Origin of the sequence: Actinomyces sp. oral taxon 897, from assembly GCF_002999235.1 — a bacterium.
GTDB lineage: Bacteria > Actinomycetota > Actinomycetes > Actinomycetales > Actinomycetaceae > Actinomyces.
Genome location: NZ_CP027236.1, coordinates 1,887,220 through 1,909,383, shown reverse-complemented (window position 1 = coordinate 1,909,383; position 22,164 = coordinate 1,887,220). Strand labels below are relative to the sequence as shown.

At 72.1% G+C, this 22,164-nt stretch carries 10 protein-coding genes and 3 pseudogenes; 10 read left to right on the top strand and 3 right to left on the bottom strand.

The genetic code is table 11. The annotated features are described in order from the left end of the window. Window positions 1–49: 49 nt before the first annotated feature. From C3V41_RS07635 to C3V41_RS13770, 5 genes and pseudogenes are all read left to right on the top strand, one after another. Window positions 50–2,743, top strand: coding sequence for an ATP-dependent Clp protease ATP-binding subunit (locus C3V41_RS07635; protein ID WP_106109779.1), 2,694 nt, complete (start codon window positions 50–52; stop codon window positions 2,741–2,743). A 412-nt stretch (window positions 2,744–3,155) separates the two neighbouring features. Next, window positions 3,156–3,827: pseudogene (locus C3V41_RS13785) on the top strand (serine/threonine-protein kinase); the annotation flags it as partial. Between the two features lie 216 nt (window positions 3,828–4,043). After that, a pseudogene (locus C3V41_RS13780) lies at window positions 4,044–4,565 on the top strand (PTS sugar transporter subunit IIA); the annotation flags it as partial. A gap of 33 nt (window positions 4,566–4,598) precedes the next feature. Continuing rightward, window positions 4,599–4,985: pseudogene (locus C3V41_RS14395) on the top strand (transposase family protein); the annotation flags it as partial. A 31-nt stretch (window positions 4,986–5,016) separates the two neighbouring features. Further along, window positions 5,017–5,568: a transposase family protein gene (locus tag C3V41_RS13770; protein WP_368033296.1), complete on the top strand. Its 552-nt coding sequence runs from the start codon at window positions 5,017–5,019 to the stop codon at window positions 5,566–5,568. Here C3V41_RS13770 and C3V41_RS07620 read toward each other — a convergent pair. The 3 genes from C3V41_RS07620 to C3V41_RS07610 form a co-directional block, all read right to left on the bottom strand. After that, a complete protein-coding gene (locus C3V41_RS07620; protein ID WP_106109777.1) occupies window positions 5,486–7,381 on the bottom strand; it encodes a CocE/NonD family hydrolase in 1,896 nt (631 codons plus the stop codon). The genes C3V41_RS13770 and C3V41_RS07620 overlap by 83 nt on opposite strands. A gap of 41 nt (window positions 7,382–7,422) precedes the next feature. Then, a complete protein-coding gene (locus tag C3V41_RS07615; RefSeq protein WP_106109776.1) occupies window positions 7,423–10,425 on the bottom strand; it encodes an alpha-L-rhamnosidase in 3,003 nt (1,000 codons plus the stop codon). A gap of 2,019 nt (window positions 10,426–12,444) precedes the next feature. Then, complete coding sequence (locus tag C3V41_RS07610) at window positions 12,445–13,560, bottom strand: hypothetical protein (RefSeq protein WP_106109775.1); 1,116 nt, start codon at window positions 13,558–13,560, stop codon at window positions 12,445–12,447. A gap of 528 nt (window positions 13,561–14,088) precedes the next feature. Between C3V41_RS07610 and C3V41_RS07605 the strand changes: the two genes are divergently transcribed. From C3V41_RS07605 to C3V41_RS07580, 5 genes are all read left to right on the top strand, one after another. Beyond that, window positions 14,089–15,843: an anchored repeat ABC transporter, substrate-binding protein gene (locus tag C3V41_RS07605; protein ID WP_106109774.1), complete on the top strand. Its 1,755-nt coding sequence runs from the start codon at window positions 14,089–14,091 to the stop codon at window positions 15,841–15,843. A 506-nt stretch (window positions 15,844–16,349) separates the two neighbouring features. Next, on the top strand, window positions 16,350–17,405 hold the full coding sequence (locus C3V41_RS07595; protein WP_106109773.1) for a choice-of-anchor M domain-containing protein: 1,056 nt from the start codon (window positions 16,350–16,352) through the stop codon (window positions 17,403–17,405). Beyond that, on the top strand, window positions 17,402–18,256 hold the full coding sequence (locus tag C3V41_RS07590) for an anchored repeat-type ABC transporter ATP-binding subunit (RefSeq protein ID WP_174714764.1): 855 nt from the start codon (window positions 17,402–17,404) through the stop codon (window positions 18,254–18,256). The genes C3V41_RS07595 and C3V41_RS07590 overlap by 4 nt, the downstream gene beginning before the upstream one ends. A 10-nt stretch (window positions 18,257–18,266) precedes the next feature. Further along, a complete protein-coding gene (locus tag C3V41_RS07585) occupies window positions 18,267–19,124 on the top strand; it encodes an anchored repeat-type ABC transporter permease subunit (protein WP_106109772.1) in 858 nt (285 codons plus the stop codon). Window positions 19,125–19,418: 294 nt separating this feature from the next. Next, a complete protein-coding gene (locus tag C3V41_RS07580) occupies window positions 19,419–22,103 on the top strand; it encodes a choice-of-anchor M domain-containing protein (RefSeq protein WP_106109771.1) in 2,685 nt (894 codons plus the stop codon). Window positions 22,104–22,164 lie beyond the last annotated feature (61 nt).

Sequence of the window (22,164 nt, the reverse complement as noted above, 5' to 3'; positions counted from 1 at the left end):
GACCTGCGGCGCACCGTCGCCGCCCACGACATCACCCAAGGAGGTCCTGTTGGACACCAACTACACCACCCGCTCCCAGGAGGCCATCTCCGGAGCCATGCAGGCCGCCGCCGCGGCCGGCAACCCGCAGATCGAGACCGCCCACCTGCTCTCCGAGCTCCTGGGCCAGGAGGAGGGCGTGGCCCTGGCCCTGCTCGCCGCCGTCGGCGCCGACCGCACGGCCGTGGGCGCCGCCACCCGCCGCGTCCTGACCTCCCTGCCCAGCTCGGCGGGCTCCTCCGTGGCCCAGCCCCAGCCCTCGCGCGCCCTCCTGGCGTCCCTGGACGCCGCCGGCAAGGAGGCCAAGAGCCTGGGGGACGAGTACATCTCCACCGAGCACCTGCTCATTGGCCTGGCCCAGGGCGCGGGGGCGGCGTCCTCCGACCCCGTGGCCCGCATCCTGTCCGAGGCCGGTGCCACAGCCAAGGACCTGCGCGCCGCCCTGCCCCAGGTGCGCGGCAGCGCGCGGGTGACCTCCCCCAACCCCGAGGGGACCTACAAGACCCTTCAGAAGTACGGAACCGACCTCACCGCCGCCGCCGCCGAGGGCAAGCTCGACCCCGTCATTGGCCGTGACGCCGAGATCCGGCGCGTCGTGCAGGTCCTGAGCCGCCGCACCAAGAACAACCCCGTCCTCATTGGCGAGCCCGGTGTGGGCAAGACCGCCGTCGTCGAGGGCCTGGCCCAGCGGGTCGTGGCCGGGGACGTGCCCGACTCCCTGCGCGGCAAGCGGCTCATCGCCCTGGACCTGGCGGGCATGGTGGCCGGGGCCAAGTACCGCGGCGAGTTCGAGGAGCGCCTCAAGGCCGTCCTGAAGGAGATCAAGGACTCCGACGGCGAGGTCATCACCTTCATTGACGAGCTCCACACGGTCGTCGGCGCCGGGGGCGGCTCCGAGGGCGCCATGGACGCGGGCAATATGCTCAAGCCCATGCTGGCCCGCGGCGAGCTGCGCATGGTGGGTGCCACCACCCTGGACGAGTACCGTGAGCGCATTGAGAAGGACCCCGCCCTGGAGCGGCGCTTCCAGCAGGTCTTCGTCGGTGAGCCCAGCGTGGAGGACACCGTGGCCATCCTGCGCGGCATCGCCCCCAAGTACGAGGCCCACCACCAGGTGACCATCTCCGACGGTGCCCTGGTGGCCGCCGCCACCCTGTCCGACCGCTACATCACCGGCCGCCAGCTGCCCGACAAGGCCATTGACCTGATCGACGAGGCCGCCTCCCGCCTGCGTATGGAGCTGGACTCCAGCCCCGTGGAGATCGACGAGCTGCGCCGCCGGGTGGACCGCATGCACATGGAGGAGTCCTACCTGGCCGAGTCCGTCCAGGAGGAGGGCTCCAAGGCCGACCCGGCCGCCGTCGAGCGCCTGGCGCGCCTGCGGGCCGAGCTGGCCGACGCCACCGAGTCCCTCACCGCGCTGACCGCGCGCTGGGAGGCGGAGAAGGCCGGGCACAACCGGGTCGGGGAGCTGCGCGCCACCCTGGACGAGCTGCGCACCAAGGCCGACCTGGCCGAGCGTGAGGGCCGCTTCGAGGAGGCCGGGCGGGTCCGCTACGGCGAGATGCCCGCCCTGGAGCGCCAGATCCGCGAGGCCGAGGCCGCCGAGGCCCGCTCCGCCGTGGTCAACCCCGACGGCACCCAGACCCCCGCCGAGCCCATGATCGCCGAGAAGGTGGGGCCCTCGCAGGTGGCGGAGGTGGTGGCCGCCTGGACCGGCATCCCCGTAGGCCGGCTCATGCAGGGTGAGACCGAGAAGCTGCTGAGCATGGAGGAGGTCATCGGCTCCCGCCTCATTGGCCAGAAGGCGGCCGTGGCGGCCGTGGCCGACGCCGTGCGCCGCTCCCGGGCCGGGGTCTCCGACCCCGACCGCCCCACCGGCTCCTTCCTGTTCCTGGGGCCCACCGGCGTGGGCAAGACCGAGCTGGCCAAGTCCCTGGCCGAGTTCCTGTTCGACGACGAGCGCGCCATTGTGCGCATTGACATGTCGGAGTACTCCGAGAAGCACTCGGTGGCCCGCCTGGTGGGTGCCCCTCCCGGGTACGTGGGCTACGAGGAGGGCGGCCAGCTCACCGAGGCGGTGCGGCGCCGGCCCTACTCGGTGGTGCTGCTCGACGAGGTGGAGAAGGCCCACCCGGAGGTGTTCGACATCCTCCTGCAGGTGCTCGACGACGGGCGCCTGACCGACGGCCAGGGGCGCACCGTGGACTTCCGCAACGTCATCCTGGTGCTCACCTCCAACCTGGGCAGCCAGTTCCTCATTGACCCGCTGCTCAGCCCCGAGGAGAAGCGCAACGAGGTCATGGGGCGGGTGCGTGCCGCCTTCAAGCCCGAGTTCCTCAACCGCCTGGACGACACGATTATCTTCGAGGCGCTGAGCAAGGAGGACCTGGGGCGGATCGTGGGCATCCAGCTGGCCAGGATGCAGGAGCGCCTGGCGTCCCACCGCCTGACGCTCACGGTGACCGACGCCGCCCGCTCCTGGCTGGCCGACGAGGGCTACGACCCCGCCTACGGGGCCCGGCCCCTGCGCCGCCTGGTGCAGCGCGAGATCGGCGACCGCCTGGCCCGCATGATCCTGGGTGGCGAGGTCCTGGACGGCCAGGAGGTCGTGGTGGACGTGAGCCTGGACGGGCCCGCGGCGGGCCTGGCCCTCACCGCCCGTGGGGAGGCCTGGGCGCCGAGCGCCTCCAGCGCCGCCTGATGGGGGCGGGGCGGGGACTGGTAGCGCGGCAGTCTTTGCGACTGGCGTCCTGCTCCCGGGGCGGCGAGCAGATGGCCCCGTGCTGGTCCCAGGTCCCCTGGGTTCGTCCCGGTCCCGCGGCGGCGGGGCAGGCTGCTGGCCAGCGGTTGCCGGCGTCGGTCCCGAGGCGCCGTGCGGCGCTCGCAGGTAGGGCGTGGGCGGCAGGTGAGTTCACCTGCCGCCCACGCCTTTGCCGCCCCACGCCTTCAGTGATGCGCGGGAAGGGCAGGTAGGCGTGGCAGAATCGGACGGTGCGGATGCCGTGCCTCGTCTGGCCGGGTGCGCGCTCAAGAGCCAGTAGGAGATCGAGGTCGGGGGTCTAGTGGTGAGGGCTGGGGCGCTGGTCTGCGGGCGTTATCGTCTTGAGCGTCAGATGGGCTCGGGCGGCCAGGCGTCGGTGTGGCTCTGTCATGACCTCTTTGTGGGGCGTGAGGTCGCGGTCAAGGTGGTGGACTTCGAGGGGGATCCTGATAGGGCCCGCAGGGCGGAGCGTGAGATCCGGGCTCTTCAGAGGCTCACTGACCCCCACACGGTGCGCGTCCTGGACACCGCTCGGGACGATGGCGACCACTACGTCTACATTGTCATGCCCGTGGTCACGGGGGAGTCCTTGGCTGACCGGCTGCGCCGGGGGCGCATGGGCGCCGCCGACGTCGTGTCGATCATCCGGGGGGTCAGCAGCTCCCTTGGTGAGGCCCACGCCCAGGGCATCTGCCACCGGGACGTCAAGCCCGGCAACATTATGATCCACACCTCGGGGGCGGCGGTCCTCCTGGACTTCGGGATCGCCTCGTCCCTGGACCAGACCTCCTCGCTGACCGCGGCCGGGATCGTGGTCGGGACGCCGACCTACATGGCGCCGGAGGTCATCTACGGGGAGAAGGCGACACCGGCGTCCGACGTCTACTTCCTGGGCGCGGTGATGTACGAGTGCGCCTGCGGGAGGCCACCCTTCAAGGCCGACACGATGCATGCTCTCCTAATGGCGATCACCCACGGTAACTACCCGCCGCCCTCCTGCGCGACGGAGCTCAGGGGTCTCATTGTGCAGATGCTGGACCTCGACCCCGGCCAGCGCCCCACCGCCCAGGACCTGCTGGTCAGGTTGGCCGCGATCCGCACCAGCATCACCAGCCAGGCAACCGAGCACGCCGGTACCAGGACCGCGAGGATCGCCGGCAGCACCAGGGCCCGCGCTGAGCAGCCGACGTCGGCCACGTGGCGCCTGACGACGCCGGCGACACGACCGCACACCGACGGGGCCCCGCACGACCTCACCGTGACCGCCCCCATTAAGGGCCGCTCGGTGCCGCTGAGCGAGGTCGCCGACCCGACCTTCTCCCAGGGCCTGCTCGGCCCGGGCATGGCGATCGTCCCGGACTCCGGGCCGGTGGTCTCCCCGGTGGACGGCGAGGTGCTCGTCGCCTTCCCGACCGGCCACGCCTACGGGCTGCGCTCGGCCAGCGGCGTCGAGCTGCTCATCCACGTGGGCATGGACACCGTCAAGCTCGACGGCAAGGGCTTCACCCCCCACGTCAAGGCCGGTGACAAGGTCCGCCGCGGCACCCCCCTGGTGGACGTGGACTGGGCGGCCATCAAGGCCGCCGGCTACGAGACGGTGACCCCGGTCGTCGTCTCTAATGCTGCTGTCTTCGATGTAATAAGAGGGACTTCCTCGACCGAGGTTGTTCCCGGAAGCTTATTCAGCGGGCGTCTTGGTGCATTTCCGGGAAGCAATATTATGATGGTCCGTTCTCATGAGGTACAATGGGTGTTGAAATAAGTTCCACGACCTCACGAGAAACGGACCATCGTCATGAAGTATACCACGGGACTGCCCACCCCCAAGTTCGCCGATCTGCTCATCCGTCTGCGCGAGGAGGGGATCGAGGGGTATCCGCCGAGCCTGGGGCTGAGGGACTCCCTGCGGGCGGCGCTGATCTACATGCGTCACAATGTGATACAGGCGGCGATCGGCGAGCAGCTGGGCGTGTCCCAGCCCACTGTCTCGCGGGCCATCGGGGTCATGACCGAGGCGATCGTCCGGGCCCTGAAGGACATGCTGCTCACCGCGGAGGAGGTGCCCGAGGGCTGCGACTACGTGCTCGACGGCACCCTCTTCCCCTGCTGGAGTTGGCGCGCTCACCGAGAATTGTGGTCGGGCAAGCATGGGACGACCGGCATGAACGTCCAGATCCTGGTCCTGCCCGGCGGCAGGCTGGTGTGGGCCTCCGATCCCTACCCCGGCTCCATGCACGACGTGGCCGCACCAGGCGCCTTCCGGACTGCTCGACGGGCTGGACCCCTCCGGATGGATCGCCGACAAGGGATACGTCGGCAGGGGAATGATCACCCCGCACAAGAAGCCCCCCAACGGCGAACTGAGCGAAGCCGCCCAGGAGGCCAACAAGAGCGTCAATCAGATCCGCCAGGTGGTCGAGCAGACCATCGCCCACATCAAGGCCTGGAGAATCCACCCGCACCGACTACCGCCGCCCCCTGCACGCATTCGAACAGACCATCACCGCCGCACTCTCACTCTACGTATTCAAAACCACCCTCTGAATAAGCTTCCCGGTGAGAAAGGCTCAATGAGCGCTTTCCGCCGGTTTCGCGTGTCGTTTCCGCCGGTTTCGCGTGCTTTTTCCGCCGGTTTCGGTGAAGAGGGCGGGGACGGGCGGGGTCAGCCCGCCGCGCCGGCGTCTACCGGTTCCGGCCGAGGGCGGCGAGGTCGACCAGGGGCAGGAGCAGCGCACTCGGGCGGGCGGCGTCGTGGTGCACGGTGATCGTCACCGGCGCCCCGCCCGCCGGGTCGGCCACGTCGTAGCGCGGCCAGCACGAGCCCGCCAGGTCCAGGCGGAGGCGGTGCCCGGCGGGCACGTGCACGCCGGTGGCCCACATGTCCACCTCCACCTCGACCGCCTCGCCCGGGGTCAGCGGGTCGCGCCGGTCCGTCCCGCGGCGGGCGGACAGGCGCAGCACGCCGTCGGTGAGCAGGACGGAGGTGCCGTCGGGCAGGACCTCGGTGAGGGCGGCGTGCAGGTGAGCGTCGACGGCGTCGGCGCTCACCCAGGCGCGCAGCCGCACCGGCCCCAGGACGGTGACCGGCTCGGTCAAAGGCGGCCCGGTGAACACGGCGACGTCGTCGCGCGCCTCGACGCCGCGCTGGTCGTGCGGCCCGGAGTTCTCCGGCGTGCCCATGAGCATCTGGCCGCCCTGCGCGGGGACCGGGTCGGCGGGGTCGTGGATCCAGGAGGTGGCGCCGACGGCGGCCTCCGCCTCGTCGGGTGCGAGCAGGGCGCCGCCGTCGGCGAGCCTCCAGGCCGTCTCCTCGGCGTTCGGAGCCGGCCAGGCGGGCAGGTCGACCCAGCGCCCGGCCCCCATGATGTAAACGCGCACCGGGTCGTGGGGCAGGCGCGCGGCGGCTTCCCCGTCCCCCAGACTCGCCCTCCAGAAGTCGACCGTGAGCTCGCCCAGTCCCGACTCCCGCGTGCCGCCGCCGGGGAAGGAGCGCCCGACCAGGCGCCCGTCGAAGGTCAGGTGCGTCCACGGGCCGATGACCAGGCGCTGGCCCGCCCCGGCCGGGCCGCCGGCCATGGCGCGGTAGTTGCGCAGGGTGCCGCCCAGGAACAGGTCGTACCAGCCGGCGACGTGGAGCGCGGGCACGTCGAGGGCGGCCAGGGCCCGCCAGGGGTAGGCCAGGGACTCCCAGTAGGCGTCGTGCAGCGGGTGGGCGACCCAGTCGGCCGCGTGGCCTCCGGCCGTGTGCGCCCGCGCCAGCCTGCGGGCGGCCTCCGCCATGCCCACACGCGCCAGGAAGGGCGTGAAGTCCTCCATCGGCTCGGGCAGAAGCTCCTGGGGCGCGTCCTCCTGCCCGTCGTGCACCAGGCCCGCGCGCACCTGCTGGCGCGTCCACTCGTAAGAGGTTCCGGCCAGGAGCACGCCCCCGCGCATGGCCAGGTCCTCGTCGTAGGTGGAGGGGGCGACCCAGGCGGTCATCGCCGCCAAGTGCTCGGTGGAGGCCAGGGCCGCGGTGAACTGGGTGGTGGTCAGGTAGGAGTTGCCGAAGGTGATGACGCGCCCGTCGCACCAGGGCAGGGCGGCCAGGGCCCGGCGCGCGGCCACGCCGTCGGAGGCCTCATCGGCGTGGAAGCGGAAGTCGCCGTCGGAGATGTCCGTGCCGCGGCAGGCCTGGGCGACGACGGCGAAGCCCTCCTCGACGGCCCGGTCCAGGCCCACCGCCGTCTGCATCCCCAGGCAGGCCGCCGTGAGGCCGGGCGCGGCGGGATCCTCGCCCAGGTCCTGGGCGATCATGGGGCGCCAGGACCCGAAGTAGGGGCAGCGGGCCAGCAGGACCGGGTGGGCGGCGTCGTCGTCGGGGCGCACGACGTCGGCCCGCAGGACCGTGCCGTCGGGCATTGGGATCGGCAGGACCTCGTGGACGGCGCGCGAGGCGGCGCCGCCCGGTTCGGGCATGAGGAGCGCCTTGCGTATCTGCTCGAGGCTCTCGGGAGGGGCGATCTCGGTGCCAATGTCGTCGGCGGCGGTGCTGGTGCCGGCGTCGGCGATAGCGTCGGCACCAGCGTCAATGTCGGTCATATCGGGTCCTCTGTTCCCGGGGCGATGACTGTGCTACGAGACTACAGGGCCGGGGCGGTGTCGGCGGCCGCGCAGACCTCGACGGTCCGCCCCCCGCGTAGCTCGCGCACCCCGCCGTCGGGCGTCATCAGCTCCCCGCTCACCCCGGCGGGCAGCTCGATCTCGTAGCGCACGCGGGAGTGCGCGCCGACGACAGCGGTGCCGGTCCGCGCGGAGCTGGCCCATGCGGCGCTGGGCCGGTCGATGCCCGCGCTGGCGCCCGCCCCGCCGGCGCCCCCCGGCGCCGCCCGGCCGGCAGTGCGCTCCCAGGACACCTCCACCCGCCCGAAGGGCGTGTCGCGGTGCGCCCGCGCCCAGGACACCGGGCCGTTCGTGAGCGGGGCGACGCGCACCCGCCGGTACCCGGGCTCCAACGGCGCGATCCCGCCCAGGCGGCGGAACAACCAGTCGTCCACGCAGCCCAGGGCGCAGTGGTTGAAGCTCATGGCCCCCACCGTCCCGTCGGGCGCGACCGCCGCCCAGGACTCCCAGATCGTCGTCGCCCCCTCGGCGACCTCGTAGAGCCACGACGGCACCGCCTCCTGCATGAGCACCGCCCAAGCCTCGGCCTCGTGCCCGCTGTCCACCAGGACGTCCAGGAGGAAGGGCGTGGACAGGAACCCCGTGTCCAGCCGGCCCCCGGCCCCGCGCACCAGCTCGGCCAGGCGCTCGGCCACCCGACCGCGCAGCGCCCGGTCGGCGACCAGGTCGAAGGCCAGGGCGAGGACCTGCTCGCCCTGCAGACCCGAGGAGACGACGCCGTCGGCGCTCACGTACTCGGCCGCGACCGCCCCGCGCACCGCCTCCCAGCGCCCGCGCAGCCCGGCGGCCTCGCGCTCGTGGCCCAGGGCGCCCTCCACCCGGGCCAGGGTGCGCAGCGCCTCGGCGTGGTAGGCGCTGGCGACGAACTCGCCCGTGCGCCGGGGCGCCTCCATAATGGGCAGCGGCACGTCGGCGGCGAGGGTCGACGGCGCCAGCCAGTCGCCGAAGTGCGTGCGCGAGTTCCACAGCAGGCGCTGGCGCGCGGCCTCCTCCCCGCTCAGGCGCTCCCACCCGTCGGTCGGCCCGCCCGCCTCGGCGCGCAGGCGCTCGGGCAGCTCCCGGTCGGCCTCGCGCGTCTGCTTGGCGACCCACGAGCGCATCGCGCCCAGGTTCTCCTCCAGGGCGGTGGTGTCCCCGTAGCGCTCCCACAGGGCCAGCGGCACGCGGATGACGGCGTCGCCCCACCCGGCGGACACCGCGATCCCGCCCGGCCCGGGGATCCCCTCCACGGCGCCCATGAGCGGGGGCCACGGGCTCATGTTCATCACCGAGCCGTCCTCGCGCTGGTCGGCGCGGACATTGCGCATCCAGCGGGCCAGGAAGGCGTGGACCTCGGCGTTGTTCGCGGCGGCGGGGGCGAAGACCTGGGCGTCGCCGGTCCAGCCGGTGCGTTCGCGCTGGGGGCAGTCGGTGGGGATCCACAGGAAGTTGGCCCGCTGGGACCACACGACGTTCTTGTGCAGCCGGGTCAGGCGCGCGTCGGAGCAGGCGAATCCGCCCGTGGCGGGCAGGTCGGAGGCCAGGACGACGCCGACCGCGTCGCGCGCCCGCAGCCGGCCGGGGTAGCCGGTGACGCGCACGTAGCGGAAGCCGTGGAAGGTGAAGGCCGGCTCGAAGACCTCCGGCGCCTCGGGCGTGCCCGTGCCCGCCAGGACCCACACGTCGCGCTGGTCCTTGTTGGGACCGACGACGTTGGAGAAGAAGGAGCCGTCGGCGGCCAGGTGCTCGGAGTGCTCCAGGACGATCTCGGTGCCGGCCGGCCCGACGGCGGCCAGGCGCAGCCTCCCGGCGATGACCTGCCCCAGGTCGAGGACCGTCTCGCCCGCGGGCGTGGTGAGGACCTGCGCGACGGGCAGCGCCCTGACCCGGCGCGCGGGCTCGCCGCGGAAGGGCTCCAGGCGCGTGGGCGGGTCCAGGCGCGCGGCGGGCACGATCCGCACCCGGTCCCAGGCGCCGTCGTCGAACCCGGGGCGGTCCCAGCCCGCCACGGCGGCGGCGAGCCGGTCGTCGCGCCGCTCGCCCACGAGTATGTCGCTGTAGCGGATCGGGCCGCCCTCGGTGCTGCGGGCGGTGGCGTCGGGGCCGACGACGGCGGTGGAGCCGTCCGCGTACGTCAGGGACAGCTGCCACCAGGCCCGCAGGACGCGCCCGTACTGGGCGGACTCGCCCAGGGCGCCGATGCGCCCGGCGAACCAGCCGTCGGCCAGGCGCAGGCCCAGGACGTGGGGGCCGGGGGAGGCCAGGGCGGCGGTGACGTCGTGGACGTCGAACTCGGTGTAGTCGTGGTAGCTCGTCCAGCCCGGGGCGAGGACGGAGTCGCCCACGGGCGCGCCGTCGATGGAGACGTCGAGGACGCCTTGGGCGGTGGTGTACAGGCGGGCGCGGGTCAGGGCGGCGGGGGCCGGTTCGGTGGTATCCGGGGCGGCGGGGGCCGGTTCGGCGGTGTCCGGGGCTGCCAGCCGGGGCGGGACGAGCTCCTGACGGATGAGCTTGACCGGGTGGAGGCGCCGGCCGGCGGGCTCCCAGGCGCGGGCGGCGCCGTCCTCGCCGAAGACGGCCGCGAAGTCAATGGGCGGCTCAGGTTCGACCGGGGTCTGGGCGGGCTCGACCCAGGGGGCGACGACGTCGGAGTCGGGGTGCAGCAGGGAGGTGGAGAAGGCGGAGTCCGTCCAGGCGGAGGGGGCGGCGCCGGCGGTCCACACGCGCACCCGCCAGGCGTAGTCGGCGTCGGAGGCCAGGGGATCGCCGCCGTAGGCGACCCAGGGGGACATGGGAGGGGAGACTACCTCGACGCGGCCGGTCGCCCAGACCGGGTCGGCCGGGGCGCCGGTCGCCGGGTCGAGGCGGCGCACCTCGATCTCGTAGGCCCGCGCCGGTGCGGGCCCGGGAACCCGCCAGGCCAGGACCGGGCGGGGGACGGCGACGCCGGTGGGGGCGGCGAGGTGGTCGACGGTGAGGTTCACGGGCGCGCGACACACGAGGGGCGTCGTGTCCCGACTGGTGCGGGGAGAAGTCATGTCGTTCCAATCGCTCGTCGTTGAAGCGGTTCAGATCGTATCGTGACGTCCCGGGGACGGACACATCCCCGCCATTGAGCCCTTCTCGCCGGGAACGGCGGTCCGCGGACGGCTTCTCCGTCCCAGGCGGAGCATCGCGGGTCCGGGGCGCCGTTTTCGCGGCCGGGGCGGTCTTCGGGGCACCCGCAGCGGCCGCCGCCCGGCCCGCACCTGCAGCCGCCGCCTGGTCCGCGACCGCCCTCCCCGCAGAGGCCCACGCCCCGGTCAGCCCCGGGAGCCTCACACGCCCCACCACGATCGTGCGTCATCGCGCCGACTCCGGCCTCCAAGCCACCGCTTCTGATGAGAAAGGCTTAATGACCCGACACGGATGGCGCGCTGATCGCCGCTCGATGACCGTCGTCCTCGTGCGGCCGGGAGACCGTGCGGCTCGCGATGGTATTCGCGGCCGAGCAGCAAGAAGGGCGAGGACCTCACCGTCCTCGCCCGAATTCGACGCAGCGGATCGTTCCGCCTCAGGGACCGGCTGTGTCAGTGAAGGTTATTCAGTGGGCGGCGGGTCCGGCGCCCGCCTGGACGGCCCCGCCGGGAGTCCCCCGGTTCTCCGCGAGCGCGCAGGTCTCCAGTCAAACGCGCAGATGGGAGGTGCGCGTTCGCGGAGGATGACGGGCAGGGGCTGGCGAACCGGACGCAGAATGTGCCCTCCCCACCGACCCCGCCCCGGAACCCTTCCCCGATGAGGAGGACTCGACATACCCAGACGCCCCCAGAATAACCTTCCAGGTGCGTGGTGCTCCCTAGACCCCTCGCAGTACGAGGAGCTGTCCAAGTTCACCTGGTCTCAATGCACCTACAGGTGCGTGGTGCTCCCTGACCCTCACCTGTCATTTTGGCAGGCCGTTGGGTTCTGGTCTCAATGCACCTACAGGTGCGTGGTGCTCCCTGACCGGGGCGCAAGCCCCGGTTTGTCCCCGTCTACAAGTACGTCTCAATGCACCTACAGGTGCGTGGTGCTCCCTGACGAGAAGATCAATGCCCAACGCGACAGAAACATCAGGTCTCAATGCACCTACAGGTGCGTGGTGCTCCCTGACCCCTGCCTCCGAGAGTGGCGGTATGACGCCACTTCGAGGGCCCGGAGCGCCACCGGCCCCGGGAGCACCCCTGCGGACCGGCCAGCACCGGGCTCAGACTAGCACATAGTGGCGGAATCACGCCAAGCGCCATCGACGGCCCTCAGAGCCCTCCGCGCGCCAACTTTCAACCAGGTCATGCGGAAAAGTCGGTGTCGGAGCACCATCTTGCAAACATGTAACATGACACCCTGTTCACTATACCGCCCCACCAGCCACAACAGCACCTCCAGCACCAACCGGGTCGGCCCCGCCGAGGACACCCCTGCACACCGACCGGACCCGACGTGGACACCCGGGCCCAAACGAGCCCGGCCCCGAGCCCCGACCGGAACGAACGCGATCCTCCGACCATTCCGGCAAACCCGGACGAGATCTCCATCGGGAAGGCGATTCAGGGAAAGAGGGCGCCATCTATCACGAAAGTCGCAGCCCTCGGACACCTCCTCGGCCGTGAGTCGCAGGCCCTTCAGAGTCCAGGAATAATCGGCGAGCAACTCGTCGAACTTATCATCGATCAATCCTATGGCATACGTCATGACGACGCCCCAAATCCTTCTGAACTCATGCGAACGTTTATTCCACATCCATGACACACCACGGGAGCGGACCATCATAATATCGCACCCGGGAAATGTCCCCAGACGCTCCCTGAATAAACTTTCCGGTGACGTATTGTTCTCGGTCACTCCTATTAAAGCGTCGTCCGGGGCCTGATCGTGAGATAACGGTCTCTACGCTCGCAGCCTTCTTTCTATCTTGTGGCCGGGCATAGTCTGGATGTGGCCACCAGCCTGATATTGTCCAAGAGGTCGCTCTTGGTGGCAGATGGTTACGGCCGGGCTTTCGGCGTGAGAAGCCGGTCCGCGACAAGAGGCGGTTTGATCCGTCCGTCTCGGGTGATAATGCGTGCTGGCGGTAGCGGGGCGCCATCCTTGAGCTGGTCGAGGAAGTCGAGCGCCGAGTAGCTGGTGGCGTCGAAGCTTGCGGGCACGAACTCGGCCGCGACGGCGTACACGTCTATCTTGTGCCCTTTTTCCGTCATGGCCTCCACCATGCCCCACATGGGGTTGGGGCGCTCGCCCTCATCAATGGCACTGGCTAGCTGCTGACGGCACTCCTCGACATCGTCGGCCCAGCTGCGCAGTGTGCGGCCGATAATCTGCGCCTGCCACTCGTAGTTGTCACCCATGGACTCGGTGGTCCAGCCCGGCCACATCTCCTTAAAGGGGCATGGACTGGTGTACTCGCCCGAGATTGACCACCAACGCAGTTCGCGCGCCGGGAAGTCAATGTGTATGCCGGTATCGGGGATCTCCTCGAATGCGCCCTCGTTCTGCTCGTCCCACAGCAGGGGCTCACCGGCCCGGGCCCGTTCAAGGACGGTGAGCGTGTGCTGGCGCATATTGTCCGGCCCGAGTTTGGTGACGGCATCGAGATCGCCGAGACCCCGCCACACCACCAGTTGCCCATCGTCAAGACGGATGGAGAACACGCCTGAGTCCCCGAAATCATCCCAAGGCCCGAACCACGCGGAGCCCTCGAGCGTCCTGGTGGCGTAGTGCTTTTCTGCGAAGATATCGGCGGGGTCGATGCCAGCTGCTTGGAGCACCCCGTCGGTGCTCTCAGCGGACCAGATAGCCGTCCACCCCGGCCAGCTGTTCTCCACGAGTGCGTTAATGAGGCGCGGCATGTACAGGCCGTCACTCTCCTCGGCCCATGTGACGTGCTTCGTCGCCATGTCGATCAGGAGCATTCCCTCTATCAGCGTCGACTTCACGCACTCATGCAGAGAGTCACCCAGGGGGACCATTGCCCGGACTCTCTTCAGGGTCTTCTCAAAGCCGTTGATCGCAATGTCCTGCCCGATGGTCTGGGCGGCCCAGTGATCGTAGTACAGCTCCCAGCCCGTCTCGGACCGGATCGCCACGACCAGCCGAGATCCCATAAGGTGTCCCTCCTCGCGTAGCCAGGCGACGCGCGTAGTCGTGTCGTGTCCGAGCCTACCCGGCATCCGTCTGTCCGGCCTGCGGCACGCCCGACACAGGTGCGTCCTGCGCCGTCGAGGGTGATAAGGGGAGGCTATACACGGCCCTGGTGAGGCCGGGTGTCCGATTCTGTCGCAATCTGAGGATCAGAGCCGACCCCACCCCGTTCTCAGCTTTGTACACCCAATGTCCACGCAGGTCAGAGGCTTGGGGTCCAACGCGGCAGAGAGTGCCTATCGCCCTGATCCTCAGATTGCGACACGTACACGGATCCGAGCCAGCAGACAGGCGGCAGACTACCTAAAGAGTTGTATCAAACTACTCGGGTTCGTGCCGGGAGAGCTCGACAGACACCTCCACCACCCGGATCCGTGCCAGGAGACGCCGCGGACGCCTTTTCGGGGTTGCTTTAACGGTCTTGTCGCGACCGCATTGGTGGGACAGGCGGGCGCGCGAGTGCTGGGGTGACTGTCGCTTCGCGGGGGTAGGTGGCGGGCTGCGGCCTGGGACGCGGTGTTGACCCCGCTACCGACGGCGAGCTGCGGGTGGTGACCACCACCGGCATCCTCGCCGACCTGGTGCGCAACGTCGCCGGGGACCGGGCCACCGTCACCCAGATGGTGCCCGACGGCGCCGACCCCCACTCCTACGAGCCCGGCCTGCGTACCGTGCGGGACGTGGCCTACGCCGACCTGGCCTTCTCCAACTACCTCCTGCTGGAGGAGCACGCCATTATCCGCACCCTGGACGCCAACCTCCCCCGGGGCGCCGTGTCGGTGTCCATCGCCGAGGAGGCCTCCAAGGAGGGGGCCACCATCCTGCCCCTGGTGGAGGACCGCGCCCTGGAGGCCGTGTGGCTGGGCATGCGCGTGGCCGGCACCGGCAGCCGGTACGGCGCCGACCGCGCCAGCCAAGTGGACCTGAGCGTCACCGGCGTGGAGGGTCCGGGGGACGCCTCGGCCTACCTGACCACCACCTTCGGTGCCCCCGAGGTGGGCTTTACCTCCTCCGACGGCTTCGACGCCGGGGACGGCTACCGCCAGGACACCTCCACCCTGCCCGCCGACGCCCACCAGCACATGAGCTGGGCCTTTACCGCCCCGGGCGTCTACCGCGTCCACCTGAGCGCGTCCCTGCGCACCCGCGCGGGGGCCCGGCCCGTGCCCGTGGGGGAGGCCACCGCCGTCTTCGCGGTGGGGGTGGACCCCGCCCAGGTCGCCGCGGCCGAGGGCAGGCAGGTCCTGGAGGCCGGGCACGCGGACGTCACCGTGGACCTGGAGGCCGGGGCTGTGGACCTCATGGTGGACGCCGGGGTGCTGGCTGACGCCGGTGGTGCGGGGGCCCCGGGCGGGTCGGGCGCGTCCGGGGGACCGGATGCGTCCGGGGACTCGGGGGCGCGGTCCCCCGGACCCGCTACCGGTCCCGCCTCGGCCAGCCCCTCTCCGGTCGCCGGTCCCGACTCGGCCGGGCCTTCCCCGGCTACCGGCCCCGACCCGGCTACCGGCCCCTCCCGGCCCGCCTCGGCCAGCCCCTCTCGGCCCGCCTCGGTGCCCGGCCTGGAGGCCAGGAGCCTGGATGACGTCGTCATCTCCGTGCCCAGCCGCACCCTGGCCGAGGTGCCCGCCACCAGCGGCTACCGCTTCCTGGGCGCCCCCGGCAGCCAGGTCTACCTGCTGCCCCAGGCGGTCCTGGGCAAGCACGTCCACGGGGAGATCGACCCCCACCTGTGGCACGACGCCCACAACGCCGCCGCCTACGTGCGCGTCATCCGTGACCGCCTCATCCAGGTCGACCCCGGCGGTGAGGCCGTCTACCGGGCCAACGCCGCGTCCTATCTGGCCCGGCTCGACCAGGTCGACGCCGAGGTGAGCTCCACCATCTCCACCATCCCGCCCGAACGGCGCCAGCTGGTGACCACCAACGACGCCTACGCCTACCTGGCGCACGCCTACGGCCTGAGCGTGGCCGGGTTCGTGGCCCCCAACCCGGCCACCGAGCCCTCCCTGGCCGACCGCCGCAGGCTCGCCGCCACCCTGGCCGACCTGCACGTGCCCGCCGTCTTCCTGGAGCCCAACCTGTCGCGCACCCGCTCCACGCTGCGCACCGTGGCCGCCGAGGCCGGGGTGCAGGTGTGCCCGCTCTACGGCGACACCCTGGACGAGGGCGCCCCGACCTACCTGGACATGATGCGCTTCAACGCCAACTCCCTGGCCCGGTGCCTGGGTGGTACCCCCGGCGGGTAGCCGAGGTGCTGGGCCGTCGGCAGGCGGGTCGGGTGCCTCCCGGGGCCGGTGCCCAGCCCGGCTGGTGGTCCGGCACCCCCTGGAGGGCGTCCCGGGGCCGGCGTCACCGCCACATGGGCTGCGTCACTACCGGTCGGGTCCTCCGGGCGCCAGGGTCAGCGGGCTCGGCCCGGGGCTACCAGGGCCTGCTGGGTCCGTCTGGTCTGCCGGGCTCACCTGGTCTGCCGGGCATGCCGGGTCCGCCTGGTCCGCTGGGGCTACCAGGTCCCGTCTGGTCCGCCGGGCTCGCCTGGTCCGCTGGACGTCTGCTGGGTCCGCTGGGGCGGGCAGGCTCGCGAGGCTGGCGGGCTCGCCTGGTCCGCGGGCCTGCCGGATTCGCAGGGCCTGTTGGGTCTGTTAGGCCCATCGGGTCCATAGGACCTGCTGACGCGCGCCAAGAGCGCACATCATAATGTCAAGAAACTTTCCTTAGTCAAAGACTGTCCCACGCTATATTGGAGATAATAATGCGACCGTGTCATACCCGCCTGCGCCCTCGGCGCCTGGCCATCGTCCTGGCCCTCCTGGCCACCGTCCTGGGCTCGGGCACGGCGGGGGCCGCCCCCACCCCGCCCCCGGACGACCCCGCCCTGGCCCAGAGCGTCGCCCCTGACGAGGCCGCCGCCAGCGGCCCCGCCGTCATCGACGTCGGCCACGTGGACGTCGGCCCGCGCGTGGTGGACGGCCAGTGGCAGGTCATGGCCCGTGACGACTCCGGTCCCGCCCCGGTGTGGCGCGACCCCGCCCAGACCGTCCTGCACGTCACCGACGCCGCCCTCATGGACGCACCCACCGACCCCGCCTACGACTTCATGGGCGGCAGGGCCGGTGAACGCTGGTACGTCGTCCCCCAGACCCAGAACCCCGACGTCGTCTGGCTGGGCTGGAACACCCAGGACCCCGGCGTCACCCGGACCGTGCAGCGGGGCGCCACCATGAGCATCGGCCCCGTCAGCGGCCCCGGGCGCGCCTGGATGTTCCTCCAGAACGGCACCTTCGGCAAGCCCCTGCCCCTCATGGACTCCCAGACAGGGGCGCCCCAGGACGTGTGGGTGGACGTCAACACCCACGTCCACGCCAACTGGGTCTTCAGCGCTCCCGGCACCTACCTCGCCCGCCTCACCTTCAGCGCGGACACGCTCGACGGCAGGCACGTGAGCGCCACCACTGTCCTGCGCTTCGCCGTAGGCAGCGCCACCTCCACCCAGGACGCCCTGGCCCTGGACGCCTCCGCGGTCCTGGACGCCGGTGCTGCGGGGGCGACCCCCAGCACCCCGGCCACCACGCAGGACGCCTCCCCGGCCCCCGGGTCCGGTAGCCGAGCCACCCTGCTCGTAGGCGGCGGGGTCGTGGTCCTGGTCCTGGTCGGTGGCGCCTGGATCCTCCTGCGGGCCCGGGCCACCGCCCGCGAGCGCGCCCGGGCCCAGGCCGAGGTGCGTGCTGACCGGGAGGTGCGGACCGGCGTCGGGCCCACGGCCGAGGGACCCACCGGGACCGCCCAGCCCCGGGGAGGGCGGGAGTGAGCCCCCGTCCACCGGCCCTGAGCGTCAGCGGCCTGGCCGTGGACCTCGGTGGCCGCCGGGTGCTCAGTGACGTGGACCTCACGGTGGGTGCCGGGGAGCTCGTCGGCCTCATCGGCCCCAACGGCGCCGGGAAGACCACCCTCCTGCGCGCCGTCCTGGGGCTGGTCCGCCGTCGGGCCGGGGCGGTCACGGTCTGCGGGCACCCGGTGGACTCCCGCCGGATCGGCTACGTCCCCCAGCGCCACGAGTTCGCCTGGGACTTCCCCGTCAGCGTGCGCGACGCCGTCCTGAGCGGCCTGACCGGCTCACTGGGGTGGCTGCGCCGCCCCCGCCTGGAGCACCAGCGCGCCGTCGAGCAGGCCCTGGTCCGCGCCGGCATGGACGACCTGGCCACCCGGCCCGTGGGCGAGCTCTCCGGCGGCCAGCGCCAGCGGGTCCTGGTGGCCCGCGCCCTGGCCCTGCGTCCCGAGCTCCTCCTCCTGGACGAGCCCTTCACCGGCCTGGACATGCCCACCCAGGAGGTGCTCACCGACCTGTTCCGCACCCTGGTCGGCGAGGGTGAGGCCCTGCTCATGACCACCCACGACCTGGTGGCCGCCCGCTCCGAGTGCGACCGCCTCGTCCTGGTCAACCGCACGGTCATCGCCTCAGGCACCCCCGCCGCCCTGTCCGACCCCGACCCGTGGATCCGCACCTTCCAGGTCCGCCCCGGCAACCCCCTCCTGGCCGCCCTGGGGCTGGGGCGCCAGACCCGTGGGCAGGACGCCGCGGCCCCTGACCCGGCCCCCGGCACCGCCACCGACGTCGCCCTCGAGCCGGCCACCAGCCCCACCCCCGCCCTGACCAGCTGAAGGACATCTCGTGCTCACCCCGATCGACTTCCTGACCGACCTGTTCAACCCCACCCTCGCCTTCCTCCCGCGGGCCCTGCTCATGGCGGTCCTGTCCGCCGTGGTCTGCGGGGTGGTGGGCACCCACGTGGTCCTGCGCGGCATGGCCTTCATAGGTGACGCCGTGGCCCACTCGGTCTTCCCCGGCCTGGCGGTAGCCTTCCTCCTCTCGGGATCCCTGGTCCTGGGCGGGGCCGTCGCGGGGGTGACCACGGCCGTCCTCGTGGCCCTGCTGAGCCAGAACCGGCGCCTGAAGGAGGACTCGGTCATCGGGGTCCTCTTCGTGGGGGCCTTCGCCCTGGGGGTGGTCGTTATCTCCCGGGCGCCGGGCTACGCCGGAAGCCTCCAGGACTTCCTGTTCGGCTCCATCACCGGCGTGCCGGCCAGCGACGTGCCGGTGGCGCTCGCGGGCGGGGCGGTGGTGCTGGCAATGGTGGCGGCCCCCCACCCCCAGATCGTGGCCGTGAGCCTGGACCGGGAGACGGCTCGCGCGGCCGGGCTGCCGGTCCTCCTCCTGGACGTGCTGCTCTCCGTGGCCGTGAGCCTGGCGGTGGTCATCTCCGTGCAGACCATTGGCAACGTGCTGGTCCTGGCCCTCCTGGTCACCCCGGCTACCACTGCCCGGCTGCTGACCGACCGCCTGGGTACCATGATGTGGCTGGGGCCGCTCGTGGGGGCGCTGGCGAGCGTGGTGGGGCTCTACCTGTCCTGGTCCATTGACCTGCCGACCGGGGGGACGATCGTCCTGGTCCTCACGGCCGGGTTCGTGGCCGCCTGGCTGGTCGCTCCTCGTCACGGGCTCCTGGCGCGCAGGCGGGTGGGTCGCTAGTGCCGTCTGTGTACGACGACATGATGCGTCAAAGCGGTTGCCCGCCAGCCCTCGAGCGCACCCCGCCGCGGGGTTCTACGGCTCGCCCCGGGGGCGCAGGAGGCCAGCCAGAAAGCGCACCCTGACAGCGGGGACCCGCACCCCATGCGGGTCACGGAGGCATTACGCGACCGTGGTAGGCTGGCCGCCAGCCACGGGCTGCTGCGCCCGTCGTGACTTCTCGACCTGCACACGTCAGCGAAGGCGGCGGGGTACGGGTGCGCAAATGGTTCTCGTCCTTGGAGAGGTTCCCCTATGACCCGTTTCCACGTGCTGCCGCACCCCTTGTCCGTGCTGGTCGTCACCGGCCTGGCACTGGCGGGCCTGGTGCTCCCCCCGAGCCCGGTCGCCGCCGCTCCCGCTGACCCCGCCTCCCCGGTCGCCTCCGGCCCCGCCCAGGACGGCTCCACCGCGTCCCCCGCCGGCGCGCCCGACGGCACGGGGCGTGCGGCCCTGAGCATCCCCGGGCCCGCCCAGGATCTCCCCCCGGCGGTCGCCGAGGGCCAGCAGGGCTACCTCCGCACCCTTCAGCCCGGCGACGCCGAGGCGGTGCCGGGCTGGCAGGCCCGGTCTGTCGCCGGCGAGTCCGTGACCGTCAGGTACACCCACCAGGGCGAGGACGGCTCCAAGGACGGGAAGATCTACGCCTGGTCCGACCTGGACAGGGACGGCCAGGGCGGCGTCGCCCCCGGTAGCGCCCCGCACGACGCCACCCAGCCTGAGCCGGATAGCGCTACCCAGGACGCCTCTACCCAGCCCGCCCCGGACGGCGCGGACCAGGCAACACAGGACGCCGCTACTCAGGCCACTCAGGATGGCGCCGCCCAGGACGCTGCTACTCAGGCCACTCAGGACGGCGCCGCCCAGGCCACCCAGCCCACCTCAGACGAGCCCGGTCAGGACGAGGGGGCCGGGCAGGAGGTCACCGGTCGGGGCAGGACGCCGGGCTCCGTCCTGGAGGACGGGAGAGGCTACCTGGTCAACCCCAATGGCTCCGCCGTCGTACGCCCCACCGGGAGCGCCACCACCTGGGCCTTTACCAAACCCGGCACCTACACCCTGCACGTGACGCCCAAGGGGCAGGGCGACAAGGGGCAGGGCGACGAGGCCGCCTCCCAGGAGGCCGTGGACTACACCGTCACGGTCGGTGACGCCGTCGGCCAGGGCGGGGGCGCCCAGCCCGGGTCGGGGGCGGGCCCCGAGGCCCAGCCCGGCCCGGTCGGACAGCCTGCCCCGGCCGAGCAGCCCGGCCCGGCCACCGAGAAGCCGGAGACGTCCCCCGGGGTCCAGCCCGCCTCGCCCCTGGACGGGCGGAAGTCGCCCTCGGACGGGCGGAAGCCAGCCTCGAACGGGCAGGAGACCACCTCTAGCGCGCAGACGCCCACGGACGGGGCCAGCGCCTCGGATGCCCGGCCGACCAACCCCGCCTCGCCTCAGGGCAGCCAGCAGTCCACGTCATCCAATGGCGCCGGGGGCTCCGCCCCGGGTGGTACCGGTAACGGCACCGCCTCCAGGCCCGGTACCGCCGTCACGCCCGGCCCGGGGCGCAGCTCGGGGACGGCACCCGGTAGCGGGCGCTCGGCGACCACCCCGCCGGAGACCTGCCTGGCCACGACCGTTACCCGTGAGGCCACCGCCGAGGAGGCCAAGCGCCTGGGCATCTCGCCCAAGACGACGGCACCCGCCCCGGCCCCGGTGGCCAACACGGCCGTGACCACCCTGACCTTCAAGGTGGGCGACGGCGCCCCCGCGGCCGGGGGCGTTGATAAGGGCGGCTTCGACCTGGGCCCCGTGGTGGAGAACGGCACCGTCCTGGCCCGGGTCAGGAACGACGACGACAAGTGGGTGGATCCCAGCAGCATGACCTTCGCCCTAGGGGGCGCGGCCAGGACCAAGGCGCCGGGAGACGTGTCCTCCGTGGCCGCCGAGGGCTCCACGGTCTGGGCCATCTCCTCCAGGGGCGGTGCGGGCTCGCTGTCGCTCGGATTGAGCGCCAGGCACAAGAACCTCGTCAGCGGGACCACCGGCGGGGTCGAGTTCACCCTGCTGTCCGTCTCCGGGCCCGACAAGGGCAAGGTCGGGGTCTACAGCCCCGGCTTCCTGGGCGGCGCCGTCGCCCGCGACAAGGACGGCAAGCCCGTCCTGTTCTTTGACAAGGAGAGCTCCGGCTACACACTGCCCCACGGGGCCCGGGGACTGCAGAACTGGATGTTCACCGAGCCCGGCACCTACAAGCTGACCATCGCCATGAAGGTCACCCCCGTCAGCGGGGAGCTCACGGGCTCCGTGGGAGGTGCCACCAGCGCCAGCCCCGCACCCACCGGCCCCGGGGGCGCCACCAGCCCGGCGACCCCGGGCCCCGCGGCACCCACCAGCCCCGCGCCCGGCGGGTCCGGCGGCTCGAGCCCTGCGCCCAGCGGCCCGGCCGCGCCCACCAGCCCGGCAGCACCCGGCAGCACCGCCCCCGGTGGCGCCAGCACCGCCTCCCCGGGTGGTGTCAGGAGCGTCGCGAGTGGTGGCAGCCCGGCGGGCGTGAACGCCGTGGGCGCCGCCACCGGTCCCGACTCGTCCTCCGGATCCTCGGGCAGTCCCACCAGCCCCGGCTCCTCGGGCTCACCGGGGGCCTCGAACCCGAACTCCGCCAGGCCCACCGGGGCGCCCGCCAGCCCCACGCCTACCTCCTCCTCGACGCCCAGGAGCTCCGGCTCGACGGCCACGCTCGTGCCCACCGGGGAGACAGGGCCCAACGGCCTGCCCATGGTCAAGGAGATCGTGGGCCGCACCCCGTCGGGCAAACCCTGCACCCCCGGATCCCTGGCCCGCACAGGCGCCTCGCCGCTGGTCCCCCTGACCCTGGCCGGGGTCCTGGCGCTGGTGGGGACGGCGGCCGTCGTGACACGACGTCGGGCTCTGGCCCGGTACGTCAGTGCCCGGCGGTAAGTGCCGGGAATATAGCTCTCCGTTAGCGGCGACGTACCTTAGTCGGCGGGGACGTACTTTA

What these genes read in the sequence shown, in the direction of transcription:
- C3V41_RS07610 (WP_106109775.1), bottom strand. Translation starts at nt 13,560, where the DNA reads ATGGGATCTCGGCTGGTCGTGGCGATCCGGTCCGAGACGGGCTGGGAG.
- C3V41_RS07595 (WP_106109773.1), top strand. Translation starts at nt 16,350, where the DNA reads ATGCGACCGTGTCATACCCGCCTGCGCCCTCGGCGCCTGGCCATCGTC.
- C3V41_RS07620 (WP_106109777.1), bottom strand. Translation starts at nt 7,381, where the DNA reads ATGACCGACATTGACGCTGGTGCCGACGCTATCGCCGACGCCGGCACC.
- C3V41_RS07580 (WP_106109771.1), top strand. Translation starts at nt 19,419, where the DNA reads ATGACCCGTTTCCACGTGCTGCCGCACCCCTTGTCCGTGCTGGTCGTC.